The sequence below is a fragment of the Acidovorax radicis genome (assembly GCF_020510705.1).
GTDB classification, from domain to species: domain Bacteria; phylum Pseudomonadota; class Gammaproteobacteria; order Burkholderiales; family Burkholderiaceae_C; genus Acidovorax; species Acidovorax radicis_A.
Window position 1 is genome coordinate 1,108,512 of the sequence record NZ_CP075184.1, and the last position, 14,567, is coordinate 1,123,078.

A 14,567-nucleotide genomic window follows, 5' to 3' on the forward strand; every position below is an offset into this window, starting at 1 on the left:
TTGTGCGCGCAAAATGAACAAAACGTTGACCACGCTATTTGCCCTGGCTGTCGCTTCCGTGACCGCCTTGTCCCACGCCCAGGAAGCCAAGGGCAACGTGGAAGCCGGCAAGCAAAAAATCGCCATGTGTATTGGCTGCCACGGCATTCCGGGCTATCAGGCCAGCTTTCCTGAGGTGCACAAGGTGCCCATGATCTCAGGGCAAAACGCTAAGTACATTGCCTCTGCGCTGGACGCCTACAAGAAGGGCGATCGCAAACACCCCACGATGCGCGGCATTGCAGATTCCCTGTCTGACCAGGACATCGCCGATGTGGCGGCCTATTACGAGCAGCACGGCAAGACGGCGCTTGAGTTGCCCGCCAAGCCCACGCGCGAGCCCAGCGTGCAGGTGGCCGAGTTGCTCAAGAAGGGTGCCTGCGTGTCTTGCCACGGTGACAATTTCGCCAAGCCCATCGACCCGTCCTATCCCAAGATCGCAGGCCAGCATGCTGACTATCTGTATGTGGCGCTCAAGTCCTACAAGTCTGAAAAGAATGCGCGTGTGGGCCGTGGCAATGCCATCATGGGCGGTGTTGCCAAGCAGTTCACCAACGCAGAGTTGAAGGCGCTTGCAGGCTACGTAGGCAGTCTGGACGGTGACCTGCACACTGTGCCCCAGTCGCGGTTTCGCTGAGTCCCCCAGTTCGCGCACTTGGCGCCTCTGCGCCACCCCCCACAAACAACAAAGCCCGCTGCATGCGGGCTTTGTTGTTTGTGGGTTTTGCTTTGAGAAAGGGCGTGGCGTAGTGGGCGTTGGGGTCTTGCCCTCTTTGCATGGCCCATTCCCATTGCGCTATCTGGCAGGCCGTGTGGGGGCTTCGTTGCCCTGGGGGATGGGGCTTCCTAAAATGGCACACATGCATTTCCTGGTCTCCACTCTCCGCGCCACCATTGCACGGCCCCGCCTGGCTGCTGCGTATGTCTGTGTGCCGCAAAGGACGGGTGCTTCGGAACCAGCGTCGCGGGCTGCAGATTCTTAAGCCCGGCGGACCTTTCCTTCTTTCATCAGCGTCATCCAGTTCCGCCGGGCACCTTGCCAGGCGTGTGGGTGTCTGCGTTGGTTGCGCGCATGGAGCGCGCGGTTTGAGCGCGCGTCCAGCCCACCTTGCCCATGCTCCTGGCGCTTTTTCTGTTGATCCCCGTGTGCAATGCGCCCACCGGGGGCTGACGATGACGCAGCCGACGACGGTTGTCCACGCCGTCTCTCGCCACCGAAACAGGAATGCCCATGCGCCTCAAGACCATTGTTGCTCTCACCGATTTTTCTGCCCAGGCCGAACAGTGCCTTGACCGTGCCGCGCTGCTTGCCCGCGCTCACCAGGCGGAGCTGCGCATCCTTTATGGCGCCGAGGTGCCGAGTCCAAAATTCTCGGATCCCTTTGCGCGCCTGGAGCAACGTGGGCGGCAAATTGCGCGGCGTCACGGCATCACCACCGTGGCGGTGAGTGGCTCGAACGACTTGCTGCCCGATGTCCTGACGCAGGCGCGCGAAGCCGACCTGCTGGTGATCGACCGCCGGTTGCACCGCGCGTGGCCCCAGTTTTGGCGCGGCCCGACGCTGGAGCAGGTGATCCAGCAAGCCCCCTGCCCGGTGCTGGTGGTTCAGCAGCCAGCCACGGGTGCGTACCAGCAGCTTTTGGTGGCGGTTGATTTCTCGCAGGTTTCGCGCTCGCTGGTTCGGTACGCCAGTGGATTTGAAGTCGGGGCTGCGATGGAGCTTTTTCACGCCCTGGATTCGCGCAGTCAAACCAAATTGCGCTGCGCCGACGCCAAACTCTCGGTGGTGCACGCTTACGAGCGCCTCGCTTTGAACAATGCGGAAGGCCGTGCGGTCCGTTTCACCGATTCACTCGATGTTCGAAGAAACCGCGTGGGCACGCTGACAGGGCGTGGCGACCCGGTCTTGCAGGTCCGAGTGCAAAAGGAAAGCAGCAAAGCGGACCTGGTGGTGGTCGGAAAAGCACGCCCGCACGTGCTGATTGACTGGCTGCTGGGCAGCATGGCGCGTGGGCTGGTGGCGGGGCTCGATTGTGATGTGTTGGTGGTGCCGCACGACTACCACGCCGCTGGCGCGGCTGCTGCGGCCCCAATCCATCCGCCGAGGGGCCCACGTGCCCTGGCATGAGTGGAGTGCGCCTTGGTGTGTGCGTTCAGTCGCGTGTAGCGCGCCGCTGCACGCAGGCAATGTAGGCATCGCCATCGGGCGGGCGGCCGGCGCGCTGGCTTTCCCAGAGCATTTCGCCCAGGCAATCCATGGCCGCGTGATGGGCGTCGTGCAGTGAATCAAGGCGCGCGGTCAGCAGCTCGACCGCCTGGCGGATGCCGCGTGGCTGGTCGATGCTGCACTGTTCGCTGATGGACAAGTGCATCGACAGGTGCAGAAACGGGTTGGTCTGGCCCGGTGTTTCGTCGTAATTGCGCGCCACGGCGGCATCGGCGTCTGCGAGGTCGGCGTTGTACTCAGGGTGCTCGGCAATCCACAGGCTGGCCAGCGTTTCGATGGCCTCCATGGGGGCGCCGCTTTGGGTCTTGGCGTGTACCCCGCAGAGAAAGCGGCGCACGTCGGATTGGGAGGGGCTGAACATGGGGCGCAAGGGTAGCACGCAGGCTTTTTCCCGGGGTGTGCGAGGTTGTGTTGCGGTGGCGGGTTACGCCGGTCTACGGCTGTGTCCTACGTGTGCAGGTCGGGGGGCGACCTATATTGGCGTTGCGCAAACAAAGGGAGCCGGGCCCGCCGCGCCACTGTCAACACAGCCCGGTGTTTGGGAGAGTTTTCATGAATGCAATGCGCGTGGTGGGTGCCCTGTTACTCGTCGTCGGCCTGGCTGGTTTTCTGACCGGAGGTTTCAGCTTTACCAAGGACACCACACAGGCCAAGCTGGGCCCGCTGGAACTGACGGTAAAGGAAAAAGAATCCGTCAATATTCCGCAGTGGATGAGCCTGGGTGCCATGGTTATCGGCGGCGTGGTGTTGGTGCTGGGCTTTCGCAAGAACTGATTTCACCCATCGTGGCGAGCGACCGGTGTTGCGGCTCCGGTTCTCGCCCTATCCACGTAAGACGAGGGTTGGAGCTTCAGCTCTGGGCGCTCGTTGCGATGGGTGATCCTTCAAGTGCTGGTCGGGGATCGTCCTGCCCCCTTCAGAAAGACCCTTATCCTCTCGGCGCACCCATCATGCGCGAGATGGTCCGGGCTACGCTCAGCAGCGCGGGCAGCAGGCTCTCCTGCATCACTGCCGCACTGGTGCGGTTGGCCTGACCGCTGATGTTGAGCGCCGCCACCGTCTGCCCCGTGCGGTTGGTCAGCGGCGCGGCAATCGATATCAAACCTTCTTCCAGTTCCTGGTTCACCAGGCACCAGCCTTGCTGCCGCGCCTGGCGGATGTGGGCCAGCAGTGCATCCCCATCGGTGGTGGTGTGTTCGGTAAAACGCTGCATGGGGTGGCCTTGCAGCCGGGCCTGCAGTTCGTCGTCCGGCAACCCGGCCAGCAGCATGCGGCCCATGGACGTCCAGCACGCGGGCAGGCGCGAACCCACGCCCAGTGTGGTGCGCATGATTTTGTGGGTGGGCACGCGCAGCACATAGACCACGTCGAGGCCGTCGAGCACGGCGGCCGATGACGACTCGCGCACCTCCTCCACCAGGTCTTCCATCACCGGCTCGGCCAGGTTCCAGATGGGCAGCGACGAGAGGTACGCAAACCCCAGGTCCAGGATGCGCGGGCTCAGGCGAAACAGCTTGCCGTCCGTCTCCACATAGCCCAGCGTCTGCAGCGTGAGCAGGATGCGGCGCGCGCCTGCGCGGGTCAGGCCGGTTTGTGCGGCGACTTCACTCAACGTCTGCTGCGGTGTGGCCGCGCTGAACGAGCGGATCACCTCCAGCCCGCGCGCGAACGACTGCACATAGCTGTCGCTCGGTTTGGGGTCTTTGGGTTCAGAGGCTTGGGAATTCATACGTGTACGATCTATAATTCTCTAAGTGAACATTTGTTCTGTATGCGAACAAATTCTAAACTGCAGTCAAGCACATCACGAAAGCGTTTCGATGATCAACAAACTGGCGGACTCGGTGGCCCAGGCCCTTCAAGGGGTGAAGGATGGTGCCACGGTGTTGATAGGTGGGTTCGGCACAGCCGGCATTCCTGGCGAGCTTATCGACGGGCTCATCGCCCACGGTGCCCGGGACCTGACGGTGGTGAACAACAACGCGGGCAACGCCGACCAAGGCCTGGCCGCGCTGCTCAAGGCCGGGCAGGTGCGCAAGATCATCTGCAGCTTTCCGCGCCAGGTGGACAGCTATGTGTTCGATGAGTTGTACCGCAGCGGCAAGCTCGAACTCGAACTGGTGCCTCAGGGCAATCTGGCCGAGCGCCTGCGTGCAGCGGGCGCGGGCATTGGCGCCTTCTTTTGTCCCACAGGTTATGGCACTGAGCTCGCGCTCAACGCAGATGGCTCCGCCAAAGAAACGCGCGAGATCAACGGTAAACATTACGTGCTGGAGTACCCCATCCACGGTGACGTGGCCTTGATCAAGGCCGAGAAAGGCGACCGCTGGGGCAACCTCACTTACCGCATGTCGGCGCGCAACTTCGGCCCTGTCATGGCCACTGCCGCCAAGACCACCATCGCCACGGTGCACGAGGTGGTCACGCTGGGATCGCTGGACCCCGAGGCCATCGTCACCCCCGGCATCTATGTGACGCATGTTGTGAAGATCGACCGCACGGCCACGCAGGCCGGTGGTTTCAAGAAATCGGCATCAAATCGGCCTATGGCGCACAAGGAATAAGCGTGAGCAGCTATCAAAAACGTAGTAAAGAAGCGTTGGCACAACGGGTGGCGCAAGACATCCACGACGGCGCTTACGTCAACCTGGGCATCGGCCAGCCGACCCTGGTGGCCAATCACATCCCCGAAGGCCGCGAAGTCATTCTGCAAAGCGAGAACGGCATCCTGGGCATGGGCCCCGCGCCCGCTGCGGGGCTGGAGGACTACGACCTCATCAACGCCGGCAAGCAGCCTGTGACGCTGCTGCCCGGCGGCGCGTATTTTCACCACGCCGACAGCTTCGCGATGATGCGTGGCGGCCACCTCGATATCTGCGTGCTGGGCGTCTTCCAGGTCAGTGCCACGGGCGACCTGGCCAACTGGAGTACCGGCGAGCCTGGGGCCATCCCCGCCGTGGGCGGCGCCATGGACCTGGCCATTGGCGCCAAGCAGACCTGGGTGATGATGGATCTGCTGACCAAACAGGGCGCCAGCAAGATCGTGGAGCGTTGCACCTACCCGCTCACGGGTGTCGCCTGCGTGAAGCGCATCTACACCGATCTGTGCACACTGGCCTGCACGCCCACCGGGCTGCAGCTCATCGATGTGGTGCCGGGTTTGGCCCATGCCGAGCTGGAGCAACTGGTGGGCCTGCCCATACGGCCCGTGGCCTGACCGACGCACCCATTCCATTCCCTACCGAGGAGACAAAACCATGACCACCCAAGCCTTCATCTGCGACGCCATCCGCACCCCCTTCGGCCGCTACGGCGGCGCCCTGTCCAGCGTGCGCACCGACGACCTGGGCGCGATTCCCCTCAAGGCCCTGATGGACCGCAACCCCGGCGTGGACTGGGCGGCCGTCACCGACGTGCTTTATGGCTGCGCCAACCAGGCCGGCGAAGACAACCGCAACGTGGCCCACATGGCCAGCCTGCTGGCGGGCCTGCCGATCGAAGTGCCCGGTGCCACCATCAACCGCCTCTGTGGCTCGGGCCTGGATGCCGTCGGCACCGCTGCACGCGCTATCAAGGCGGGCGAGGCAGGGTTGATGATTGCTGGCGGCGTGGAGAGCATGAGCCGCGCCCCGTTCGTCATGCCCAAGGCAGAGTCGGCGTTCAGCCGCAACAACGCGGTATATGACACCACCATCGGCTGGCGCTTCATCAACAAGCTGATGAAAGAAAAGTACGGCGTCGGTTCGATGCCCGAAACCGCCGAGAACGTGGCCACCGACTTCGGCATCGAGCGTGAGGCGCAGGACCGCATGGCCCTGCGCAGCCAGCTCAATGCCGTGGCCGCCATCAAGGACGGCCACCTGGCGCGCGAGATCGTGCCGGTGCACATCCCGCAAAAAAAGGGCGACGCCATCACCGTCAGCCAGGACGAACACCCGCGCGAGACCAGCCTGGAAGCGCTGGCCAAGCTCAAGGGCGTGGTGCGGCCCGATGGCACGGTGACGGCGGGCAATGCCAGCGGTGTGAACGATGGCGCCTGCGCGCTGCTGCTGGCCGATGAAGCCAACGCCGCCAAATACGGCCTCAAGCCCCGCGCCCGCGTGGTGGGCATGGCCGTGGCCGGTGTGGCGCCGCGCATCATGGGCTTTGGCCCCACGCCCGCCACGCTCAAGGTGCTGGCGCAAACGGGCCTGACCATCGACCACATGGACGTGATCGAATTGAACGAAGCCTTTGCCGCACAAGGCCTGGCCGTGTTGCGCGCACTGGGCCTCAAGGACGACGACGCCCGTGTGAACGCCTGGGGCGGCGCCATTGCGCTGGGTCACCCGCTGGGTGCCAGCGGCTCGCGCCTGGTCACCACCGCCGTCAACCGCCTGCACGAACATGCGGGCCAGTACGCGCTGTGCACCATGTGCATCGGCGTGGGGCAGGGCATTGCCGTGATCCTCGAACGCGTCTGAGCCACGGCAACCCCGCTGAAAGAATTCCGTGTCTATCTCCTCCATCACCACCCCCGCCGGCAGCTTTCGCGTGTGCATGGACGGCCCTGCGCAGGCCCCCGTGCTGGTGTTCTCCAACTCCCTGGGCACCACGCTGGAGATGTGGGACGCGCAAGCTGCGCGCTTCGCCCGCACCCACCGTGTGCTGCGCTACGACACGCGGGGCCACGGCGGTAGCGTGGTCGCGCCCGGCTCCTACACCTTCGACCAGCTCGGCGGCGATGTGATCGCGCTGCTGGATGCGCTGGGCATCGAGCGCGCCAGCTTCTGCGGCATCTCGATGGGTGGCTTGACTGGGCTGTGGCTGGGCGTGAATGCGCCCCACCGCCTGAACCACCTCGTGGTGGCCAACAGCGCCGCCAAGATCGGCACGGCCGACGGATGGATCGCGCGTGCGGCCCTGGTGCGTGACAAAGGCACCGCCGCCATGGCCGAGCTCGCAGCCTCGTCACCCAGCCGCTGGTTTACAGACGCCTTTGTGGCCGCACAACCCGAGGTGGTGCGCCGCGCGCAGGGCTGGATCGCAGCCATTGCACCCGAAGGCTATGCCGCCTGCTGCGAGGCACTGGCCCAGGCCGATCTGCGCAATGCGATAGGTGCCATCGGCACCGCCGCCGTGCCCACGTTGCTGATTGCTGGTGCGTCCGACCCCGTGACCACGGTGGCCGATGCGCAGGCCATGCGGGCCGCGATCACCGGGGCGCAGGTGGCCCAAGTGCCGGCATCGCATCTGTCCAACCTGGAAGCCCCGGCAGCGTTCGACGCCGCGCTGGCGGCCTTTCTGGCGCGGTGAACGCCGTTTACCGCGTGCGAGACACTGCGTATGGATCAACAACCCATCAACCCCCGCTGGCAACGCCGGCCTGAAGGTTCCAACTGGGGCGACTTCGGTCCCAACGACCAGTTGGGGCGCCTGAATCTGCTCACGCCCGAGAAGGTGCGCCAGGGCGTGGCCGAAGTGCAGGAAGGCCTGGCCTTCTCGCTGAGCCTGCCGCTGGATTACCCGGGCGGCAACGCCCTCAACCCCAACCGCCAACCGCCCGTGCTGCGCCCGTTGTTGCGCAAGGGGCTGGTCAATTTCAACTGCCTGCTGGGCGATCTGGATCCGGGCCGCACCGACGTGCTGTCGGACGACCTGGCCATCCTGCACCTGCAGTACTCCACGCATTGGGATGGCCTGGCGCATGCGGGCTCGATGTTCGACGCCAATGGCGACGGCCTGCCCGAGGCGCTTTACTACAACGGCTATGCCGCTGGCCGCGACGTTGTGGGCTCGAGCGACGTGCGGGATGCGGGCGTGCCCGCCGCACCCGGCGCCGCCACCAGCACCTCGGCCGCGCATGCGCTCGGCATCGAGGGCATGGCGCGCACGGGCGTGCAGGGCCGTGGCGTGATGGTCGACCTGCGTGCCCACCTGGGCGACTCGCGCACGCTGGTGGGCTACGACACGCTGATGCGTGTGCTGGACGCCGACCACGTGGCGGTGGAGCCCGGCGACATCGTTTGCCTGCACACGGGCTTTGCCGAGGTCGTGCTGGGCATGCACAAGCACCCCGACCCCGCCACACTCGCCAGCAGTTGCGCGGTGCTGGATGGCCGTGACGACAAGCTGCTGCAGTGGATTACCGACAGCCAGCTGGCCGCCATCGCCGCTGACAACTATGCCGTGGAGGCGCACCCCGCCCGCCCGGGTGCCGATTGCTGTGCGGCGCTGCCGTTGCACGAGCACTGCCTGTTCAAGCTGGGTGTGCACCTGGGTGAGCTGTGGCACCTGACGCCGCTGGCCGCATGGCTGCGCGTCCGCGGCCGCTACCGATTCCTTCTGACGGCACCGCCGTTGAATTTACCCGGGGCCATCGCCTCGCCCGTGACGCCCGTCGCCACCGTCTGAGCGTCACCCCGTTGCGGGCAGTGCGCACTGCCCGCAAGCCCCCATCACAGCCGTATGACCGGCGTTGCAATGTGCCGGACTACCGTGCACCAGGAGACTGTTGTGCCTTTCATCATCGAAACCTTCGACAAACCCGAACACCAAGCCGTGCGCAAGGCTGCCCGCGCTGCGCATCTGGAATTCCTGGACCAGAACAAAACCCTGCTGCTGGCATGCGGCGCCAAGCTGGCCGACGACGGCACGGACCTGGGCGGTGGCCTCTATGTGGTGGCGCTGGAGACGCGCGAAGAAGCCCAGTGCTTCATCGAGTCAGACCCTTTTCACGCCGCAGGCCTGTTCGAGCGCGTGACGCTCACGCGTTGGCGCAAGGCCTATGTCGCAGGCCAGTGTTTCCTCTGATCCGTGTGTGCTCTGACGGATCTGACGGAGCGCTGCATCCCCCCAAAAATTTCCCTGGAGTGACCTTCCATGACCACCATTTCTTCGCGTGAGCGCGTTCTCATCACAGGCGGCGGTGCCGGCATCGGCGCCGCCACGGCCGAGCGCTGCCGCGCCGACGGCTACGAGCCCGTCATCATCGACCGTGTGGTGGGCCACGTGCCCGGCGGCATCCAGGCCGACCTGTCCAGCACTGCCGACACCGCACGCGCATTGCAGCAGGCGCTGGCGGGCGGGCCCATCACGCGCCTCGTGAACAACGTGGGCATCGTGGTGCCCGCCGAAGCGGCCGACCAGACGCTCGAGCAGTTCGATCTGGCGGTCGCCTTGAACCTGCGCTGCGCGCTGCAGTGCATGCAGGCGCTGCTGCCGGGCATGCAGGCTGCGGGCTTCGGGCGCATCGTGAACATGTCCTCGCGCGCGGCGCTGGGCAAGGAGTTGCGCACTGCGTATTCGGCCACCAAGGCGGGCCTGATCGGTATGACGCGCGTGTGGGCGCTGGAGCTGGGCCGCCACGGCGTCACGGCCAACGCCATCGGCCCCGGCCCCATCCGCACCGAGCTGTTCGACCGCGCCAATCCACCGGATGCGCCGCGCACGAAAGCCATCATCGAATCAGTGCCCGTCAAGCGCGTGGGCACGCCCGACGACGTGGCGCACGCCGTGTCGTATCTGCTCGATGCCCGCAGCGGCTTCGTGACCGGCCAGGTGCTCTACGTCTGCGGCGGCATGACCGTGGGCGTGGCGGGGGTATGACGACAACCCCCTGTGGCGCTGCGCGCCGCTGGCATGGCCTGCTTTGCGGCCACCAGACGGCTGACGCGCAGCCGACCGGCATGCGCAGCGCCACGAATCACTGATCACCTTTCGTTCCCAACAACACAACACACCAAGAGACAACTTCCATGTCGAAAATCACCGCCTTCTTTACCGAACTGATGCGGCGCTACCTGCCCGATCCGTTTGTTTTTGCGATCATGCTCACGCTGCTGACCATGGCGCTCGCTTTCGGTGTCGAAAACCGCCCCATCAATGATGTGGTGCAGGACTGGGGCAAGGGCTTTTGGAGCCTGCTGGCATTCACCACGCAGATGGCCGTGATTCTGGTGATGGGCTACGTGCTGGCCGCCGCGCCCATCGTGGACCGCTTTCTCGACCGCATCGCATCGCATGTGCACACGCCGCGCCAGGCCATCATCGTGGCCACCATCGTGGGCTGCGTGGGCAGCTACCTCAACTGGGGTTTTGGCCTGGTGATCGGGGGCATCATGGCGCGCAAACTCGCGCTCAAGGTCAAGGGCGTGCACTACCCGCTGATCATCGCTGCGGCGTACACGGGCTTCACCATGTATAGCCTGGGTTTTTCGGCCACCATCCCCGTGCTCATCTCCACCAAAGGCCATGCCTTTGAAGGCACGATGGGGTTGATCCCGCTCACGCAGACCATCTTCTCCGCGCCCATTTTGCTGACCAGCCTGGCCGTGTTGATCGCGTTGCCGCTGCTCAACGCCACCATGCACCCCAAGAAAGGCGAGCCCGTCGTGGAGCTGGACCCGGCCACCGTGGCCGACGCCAAGCCCGCCAGTGCCGAGCAGTTGCTGGGCGATGAGAAGACGCTGGCCTATCGCCTGAACAACAGCCGCCTGCTGAGCCTGCTGATCGGCCTGTGCGGCATGGCGTATGTGGCCATGCATTTCATCAAGGGCGGCAACCTCGACCTGAACATGATCAATTTCTTCATCCTGTTTCTCGGGGTGCTGCTGCTGGGCACGCCGATGAAGTATGTGGAGAAGGTCAACGAAGGCGTGAAGACCATTGGCGGGATCGTTCTGCAGTTCCCGTTCTATGCCGGCATCATGGCCATCATGCATGGCTCGGGGCTGGTGGAGTCCATTGCGCATGTGTTCGTGAGCGTCTCCACGGCAGACACGCTGCCGCTGTGGGGCCTCGTCAGCTCGTTCGTCATCAACTTCTTTGCGCCCTCGGGCGGCGGCCACTGGGTGCTGCAGGGTCCGTTCATGATCAACGCGGCCACCACGCTGGGCGCTTCGCAGGCGCAAACGGCCATGTCCGTGATGCTGGGCAACGGCTGGAACGATCTGGTGCAGCCGTTCTGGATCTTGCCGGCCCTCGCGCTGTCCAAACTCAAGCTCAAGGACATCATGGGCTACACGGTGGTTTCCATGCTGCTGGTGGGTGCCATCTATGCGACCACGATGCTGGTCTGGCCGCATCTCTGAGCGCGCAGCGCCTTTCTTTCTTCCTTTCTTTTTCCATCCGTTTTCAAGGAGAAGCCCATGCTGTTCATGGCTGAAATGATCGTGCAGATCCCGTCCACGCTGGCGCCCGAAGTGGCCGACGAGATCAAGCGCAAAGAGAAAGCGTATTCGCAGCAATTGCAGCGCGACGGCAAGTGGCGCCACCTGTGGCGCGTCGTGGGTGAATACGCCAACGTGAGCATCTTTGACGTGGCCAGCAACGACGAGCTGCACACCATCCTCAGCGGCTTGCCGCTGTTTCCCTACATGCAGATCAAGGTGACGCCGCTGGCCAACCACCCTTCGTCGATCGTGCAGGAATAAATCAGCGGCCACCAAAGCGCTTCTGGCGCCATGGCTGCGTCTTTTCGCAGCATGACGCCGCAGCGGCCCGTTGCACGGCAGCCCCGCGCAGCATCGCATCGCCATCCTTTTCACCTACCCGCCATCGAGGAGACAACATGAATCCGATCCACATTCCGTCCAAGCGCCGCACATTGCTGGCCGCGTTGGCCACTGCTGCCATAGGCGCCGTTCCTGCCAGTGCCTTTGCGCAGGCGGGCTACCCCACCAAGCCCGTCACCATCGTCGTGCCGTTCGCAGCTGGCGGCACCACCGACATCCTGGCGCGCATCATCGGCCAGGCACTGACCACCGAGCTGGGCCAGTCCGTCATCGTGGACAACCGCGCGGGTGCGGGCGGCAATATTGGCGGCACCGTGGTGGCCAAGGCCCCGGCGGATGGCTACACGCTCTTCATGGGCACGGTGGGCACGCACGCCATCAATGCCAGCCTGTACAAGAAGATGCCGTTCGACCCCATCAAGGACTTTGCACCGCTCACGCGCGTGGCCAATGTGCCCAACCTGCTCGTGGCCAACCCGGCGCAGCCCTACAAGACGGTGAAGGAACTGATCGCCTACGCCAAGGCCAACCCGGGCAAGGTCAACTTCGGCTCGTCGGGTAACGGCAGTTCCATCCACCTGTCTGGCGAGCTGTTCAAGAGCCTGGCCAAGGTGGACATGGTGCACGTGCCCTACAAGGGCAGCGCACCAGCGGTGACCGACCTGCTGGGCAACCAGATCGGCATCATGTTCGACAACATGCCCTCGGCCATCCAGCATGTGCGCAGCGGCAAGCTGGTGCCCATTGCGGTGACCACCGCCAAGCGCTCGCCCGAGCTGCCCAACGTGCCGACCATCGCTGAAGCCGGTGTACCCGGCTACGAAGCCACCTCGTGGTTTGGCATGTTCGCGCCCGCGGGCACGCCTGCGCCGGTGCTGGCCAAGCTCAACACTGCGCTGGTCAAGGTGCTGAACCAGGCCGAGGTGAAGAAGAAGATCAACGAGCAAGGCGCCGAGACCTACAGCGAAACGCCCGAGCAGTTTGCCGCCTTCATCCGGGCCGAATCCATCAAGTGGGGCAAGGTCGTCAAGGAGTCGGGTGCTAGCCTGGACTAAGCGCTGCCGAGATTTGTTGAAGCTACCAAATTGATAGCTGCTACCGCTTATTTATAGGGCGGTAGCAGCTATTTTTGTTTCACATTCGGGTCGACGAGATCATTGCACCCGGTACACACGCCCCGTCTGCGCGCCTTCCACGCTGCGCTGGTAGGCCAGCGCCACGCGCGCAGCGGGCACCGGCTCGAACCCCGGAAAGAACGGCCCGTAACTGCCCATCGACTCGGTCAGCACCGTGGGGCTGATGGCGTTGATGCGCAGGCCGCGCGGCAGTTCGATGGCGGCGGCTGCCACAAAACCTTCGATGGCTGCGTTCACCGCCGTGGCGCTGGCGCCGTTGCGGATGGGCTCGATCGACAGGATGCCCGCCGTCAGCGTGATGGAGCCGCCATCGTTCAGATACTTCTGGCCGACCAGCGCCAGTTGCACTTGGCCCAGCAGCTTGTCTTGCAGGCCGACGTTGAACTGCTCGGCCGTCATGTCGGCCAGCGGGCCAAAGTGCAGGTTGCCCGCCGTGCTCACGATGGCATCCACTTTGCCCACGGCCTCGAACAGTTGGGCGACCGTGCCTGGCTGCGAGAAGTCCGCACGGTGCGTGCCGCTGCTGCGGCCCACGGTGATCACGTCGTGGCGTGCGCCCAGGTTGGCCAGCACGGCCTGGCCGATGGTGCCGCTGGCGCCGATGAGAAGAATCTTGGACATGGTGTTTTCCTTGGGTGTGAAAAAGGGTTGATGAGGAACTGACAGCCCGATTCTTTTGCTAATCAATCGGTGCATAAAGTACCTGCAAGTTATGCTTGTACTAACCATTAATTAGGAATTGAGGGAGTTGCCATGGACAAGCTGCGCAACATGGAAGTCATGGTGGCCGTGGTGGAGGCGGGCAGCTTTGCCGCCGCCGCGCGCCAGCTGCAGGTATCCGCCGTGATGGTGGGCAAGCACATCCAGCAGCTGGAGACCCACCTGGGCGCGCGCCTGTTCCAGCGCAGCACGCGCCAGAACAGCCTGACCGAGGTGGGCGCTGCGTTTTACGAAGACAGCAAGCGTGTGCTGGAGCAGGTGCGCTGGGCCGAATCCGCCGTGGAGCGCAGCCGCGCCGTGCCCCAGGGCCTGCTGCGGGTGAGTGCGCCTTTCACACTGGGCAACCACGTGATCGCCCCGCTGGTGGCCGACTTTCTGCAGCGCCACGACCAGGTGCGCGTGGACCTGCAGCTCACCGACAGCGTGGTGGACCTGGCGGGCGAGGGCTTTGACGTGGCGGTGCGCATCGGCAAAGTGTCTGACGAGGGCCTGGTGGCGCGCCCGCTGCGCCCCTACCGCATGGTGATTGCCGCTGCGCCCGTCTACCTGCAGCGCCACGGGAGGCCCGAGCATGCGGCTGACCTGGCCCGCCACCAGTGCCTGAGCCACTCGGTGTGGCAGCGCCGGGTGGAATGGACGCTGCGCGACGGCAAGGAAGAGTTCTTCTGGCCTGAGAACGCGCGCTTCGTCTGCAACCAGGGCGACGGCCTGCGCCAGGCGGCGCTGCGCGGCCTGGGGCTCATCATGCAGCCCGAGGTGCTCCTGGCCGACGACCTGGCCAGCGGTGCGCTGGTGCCCGTGATGCAGTCCTGCCTACCTGCGCCGCGCCCGGTGCATCTGGTGTATGCGCCCGACCGGCGGCAACTGCCCAAGCTGGCGCGGTTTGTCGAGTTTGTGGTGGGGGCGCTGGGGGAGTAGGCTCGACCGCATGCGCGTGTCGGGTGCCGGACG

The 14,567-nt window shown here is 64.7% G+C and carries 17 protein-coding genes; 14 read left to right on the top strand and 3 right to left on the bottom strand.

The window, feature by feature from the left end; all coding sequences use genetic code 11:
- Positions 1-13: 13 nt before the first annotated feature.
- Both KI609_RS04940 and KI609_RS04945 read left to right on the top strand, forming a co-directional pair.
- Positions 14-676, top strand: a complete 663-nt coding sequence (locus KI609_RS04940) for a c-type cytochrome (protein ID WP_226447705.1) — start codon at positions 14-16, stop codon at positions 674-676.
- A 594-nt stretch (positions 677-1,270) separates the two neighbouring features.
- Complete coding sequence (locus tag KI609_RS04945) at positions 1,271-2,167, top strand: universal stress protein (RefSeq protein WP_226447707.1); 897 nt, start codon at positions 1,271-1,273, stop codon at positions 2,165-2,167.
- A gap of 25 nt (positions 2,168-2,192) precedes the next feature.
- Here the strand turns inward: KI609_RS04945 and KI609_RS04950 are convergent, their stop codons facing one another.
- Positions 2,193-2,627: a DUF1841 family protein gene (locus KI609_RS04950; protein ID WP_226447710.1), complete on the bottom strand. Its 435-nt coding sequence runs from the start codon at positions 2,625-2,627 to the stop codon at positions 2,193-2,195.
- Positions 2,628-2,818: 191 nt separating this feature from the next.
- On the opposite strand from KI609_RS04950, the gene KI609_RS04955 reads away from it, so the two are divergent.
- Positions 2,819-3,040 (top strand): hypothetical protein, encoded by a 222-nt coding sequence (locus KI609_RS04955; protein ID WP_226447712.1) that lies wholly within the window; start codon positions 2,819-2,821, stop codon positions 3,038-3,040.
- A 154-nt stretch (positions 3,041-3,194) separates the two neighbouring features.
- Here KI609_RS04955 and KI609_RS04960 read toward each other — a convergent pair whose 3' ends face one another.
- On the bottom strand, positions 3,195-3,995 hold the full coding sequence (locus KI609_RS04960; RefSeq protein ID WP_226447714.1) for an IclR family transcriptional regulator C-terminal domain-containing protein: 801 nt from the start codon (positions 3,993-3,995) through the stop codon (positions 3,195-3,197).
- A 91-nt stretch (positions 3,996-4,086) separates the two neighbouring features.
- Between KI609_RS04960 and KI609_RS04965 the strand changes: the two genes are divergently transcribed.
- From KI609_RS04965 to KI609_RS05010, 10 genes are all read left to right on the top strand, one after another.
- Entirely contained in the window at positions 4,087-4,830 is a 744-nt protein-coding gene (locus tag KI609_RS04965) for a 3-oxoacid CoA-transferase subunit A (RefSeq protein WP_226447716.1), read from the top strand.
- 2 nt (positions 4,831-4,832) lie between these two features.
- Positions 4,833-5,483, top strand: coding sequence for a 3-oxoacid CoA-transferase subunit B (locus KI609_RS04970; RefSeq protein WP_226447718.1), 651 nt, complete (start codon positions 4,833-4,835; stop codon positions 5,481-5,483).
- Positions 5,484-5,523: 40 nt separating this feature from the next.
- Entirely contained in the window at positions 5,524-6,729 is a 1,206-nt protein-coding gene (gene pcaF, locus KI609_RS04975; protein ID WP_226447720.1) for a 3-oxoadipyl-CoA thiolase, read from the top strand.
- A gap of 76 nt (positions 6,730-6,805) precedes the next feature.
- Positions 6,806-7,561 (top strand): 3-oxoadipate enol-lactonase, encoded by a 756-nt coding sequence (gene pcaD, locus KI609_RS04980; protein ID WP_413463418.1) that lies wholly within the window; start codon positions 6,806-6,808, stop codon positions 7,559-7,561.
- 30 nt (positions 7,562-7,591) lie between these two features.
- A complete protein-coding gene (locus KI609_RS04985; protein ID WP_226447724.1) occupies positions 7,592-8,659 on the top strand; it encodes a cyclase family protein in 1,068 nt (355 codons plus the stop codon).
- A 102-nt stretch (positions 8,660-8,761) separates the two neighbouring features.
- The gene (locus KI609_RS04990; protein WP_226447726.1) at positions 8,762-9,058 is read left to right on the top strand and encodes a YciI family protein; all 297 of its coding nucleotides are present in this window, start codon (positions 8,762-8,764) and stop codon (positions 9,056-9,058) included.
- Between the two features lie 69 nt (positions 9,059-9,127).
- Positions 9,128-9,853 carry an SDR family oxidoreductase gene (locus tag KI609_RS04995; RefSeq protein WP_226447728.1) on the top strand — a complete coding sequence of 242 codons (726 nt, stop codon included), beginning with the start codon at positions 9,128-9,130 and terminating at the stop codon, positions 9,851-9,853.
- Between the two features lie 149 nt (positions 9,854-10,002).
- Positions 10,003-11,337 carry a short-chain fatty acid transporter gene (locus KI609_RS05000; protein ID WP_226447730.1) on the top strand — a complete coding sequence of 445 codons (1,335 nt, stop codon included), beginning with the start codon at positions 10,003-10,005 and terminating at the stop codon, positions 11,335-11,337.
- 57 nt (positions 11,338-11,394) lie between these two features.
- Entirely contained in the window at positions 11,395-11,679 is a 285-nt protein-coding gene (gene catC / locus KI609_RS05005; RefSeq protein ID WP_226447732.1) for a muconolactone Delta-isomerase, read from the top strand.
- A 137-nt stretch (positions 11,680-11,816) separates the two neighbouring features.
- Positions 11,817-12,815 (top strand): Bug family tripartite tricarboxylate transporter substrate binding protein, encoded by a 999-nt coding sequence (locus KI609_RS05010; protein WP_226447734.1) that lies wholly within the window; start codon positions 11,817-11,819, stop codon positions 12,813-12,815.
- Between the two features lie 99 nt (positions 12,816-12,914).
- On the opposite strand, the gene KI609_RS05015 is transcribed toward KI609_RS05010, so the two are convergent.
- Entirely contained in the window at positions 12,915-13,517 is a 603-nt protein-coding gene (locus tag KI609_RS05015; protein ID WP_226447736.1) for a short chain dehydrogenase, read from the bottom strand.
- A gap of 132 nt (positions 13,518-13,649) precedes the next feature.
- Between KI609_RS05015 and KI609_RS05020 the strand changes: the two genes are divergently transcribed.
- Complete coding sequence (locus tag KI609_RS05020) at positions 13,650-14,534, top strand: LysR family transcriptional regulator (RefSeq protein WP_226447738.1); 885 nt, start codon at positions 13,650-13,652, stop codon at positions 14,532-14,534.
- Positions 14,535-14,567: the final 33 nt, after the last annotated feature.